Origin of the sequence: Bacillus sp. JJ1474 (assembly GCF_036965225.1) — a bacterium.
In the GTDB taxonomy this organism is placed as follows: Bacteria; Bacillota; Bacilli; order Bacillales; family Cytobacillaceae; genus Cytobacillus.
In genome coordinates, this window is sequence record NZ_JBALPC010000340.1 from 1 (window position 1) to 1,813 (window position 1,813).

The following is a 1,813-nucleotide window of genomic DNA, read 5'->3' on the forward strand; positions in this document are numbered from 1 at the left end:
CCCTTAAAGAATTGATTACAAATTTAGAAAGTCTATGACAGGTAATAAAATGTTCATTAATACTAATTAAATCATCAACATTACTAATAGGAAACTGAACAATAAATTGTTTTATATCTTTTTTTATTTGAGAGACTTTTTCACCATTATATACAAAAAGGTTAAAATGTTTCTTAAAGATATATTCACATAAAGAGTCAACATCTAAATCAATACTTCTAATTCCATTTTCATCTATTAAATAAGTCCCACCTAATACATCACCGCAAAATCCGGGAACTATTACTGAATTTTCAGGGATTAATTTATTATTAGAAAGATACTGTACTGCGTAATATTCTTGTATATGAGGCAAAGATGACAGATTATTTGAATCAATAAAATATTTATATGCATCATCTCCAAAAAGGCAGTCCCAAGTATCTATGCTGTATTCAATAAAAATCCAATCATATGATAGTTGTTTTGCAACTCTTATAGATATCACTACCTCATGACTATCAGGGCGACCATATGTGTAACAAATAACATTTTCGTATCCAAGTTTTTTTAACATAGCAACAATATATCTTGAATCATATCCGCCACTTAGTGGTACAACAATAGGATTATTATTTACCGATTTTATTAACCTAGTAAATGTTCTTTTAGATATCTCTTCAAGTTGATCAAAACATTCATTTTTTGTAAGACCAAAATAATTATTGTGTAGATGCACATAATAGAATTCATTAAAAATTTTTGTGGTATTCTCTAATTTTATAGTTACTAATTCTCCAGCTTGAATTTGATTTATTTTTCTAATGAGAGTAGTACTCCCCATTGTATATCCAGTTAATTTAAATTCAAGCAAACTCATTTGATCAATATCATGAAGATTTGATTCTTTTTTTATCCAAAAAGCATTATCTGAAATCAATATTTGGTCTTCTAATATTGAATAAAATAAAGGAATTGATCTCAATCTATCTGCTGCAATATAAACATTTTTACCATTATTGAAAACTAAACAAAAACTTCCGTTAGCATACCTAAGCTTTTCATCTAAGTATTTACCATCAGTAATTTCGTGAAAATATTCAACTAAGTTTTCATCTTTGTATAAATTACCATTTTTATCAAATAAAAAACCTTTAACATACAACCCATTCCTTTGAAACCATCTAAATCCTTCGTTATGGCTTAAATTTACTTTTACCTTCATTTCATTCTCCCTTAAATAATAATTTGAACCTTCTTTAATAAGTAAATATTTCCCATTAATCACCTAAAAGGTAAATAACAACAATCTTAGACTCTAAATTAGTTGTATACATCTTGAAAATTTCTCTAAAAAAATAACTTCACCACTTGTTAGGAACTGATGAAGAATTAGGAATAAAAGACCAACATGGTTTTCAATTTCTTTTCTCAAGTTTAAACTCATTGCAAATAAGTTAGCTTCTAAAACGTCAAAAGTTTATTATGGAAAATAGCTACAAATTGGTTTAGGCTTTTTTTTCCTCAATTAATTTTACAAAGATTATAATGAGTATTAGTAAGGGAAGAGTATTAATTGTTTGTGCAATAAAAGATTGGCTTCCTCCACGCATCATTCTAAAAAGATCTAATGCATAATAAAAAAACCAATATTTTGTAAAAATATTACTTTTAAAGACCCTAATCATACAAGCCAATATAAATGCATATATGATTGCATAAATCCAACTTCCTTGAATTCCGAAAAGCATAAAGCTCTCTCCCAAAACTGATGGAAGCACTATATAATAATTCGAATCGTTAATTGTATAACCAGTTACTTGTTCAGTGAAAA

The 1,813-nt window shown here is 27.1% G+C and carries 2 protein-coding genes; both read right to left on the reverse strand.

What is annotated here, in order from left to right:
• Window positions 1-1,204 (reverse strand): hypothetical protein (locus tag V7164_RS25530; RefSeq protein ID WP_335355639.1); only part of this gene is annotated, 1,204 nt, incomplete at its 3' end.
• A gap of 283 nt (window positions 1,205-1,487) precedes the next feature.
• Window positions 1,488-1,813, reverse strand: a 326-nt coding sequence (wzy, locus tag V7164_RS25535) for an O-antigen polysaccharide polymerase Wzy (RefSeq protein WP_335355640.1), incomplete at its 5' end; no start/stop codon positions are given.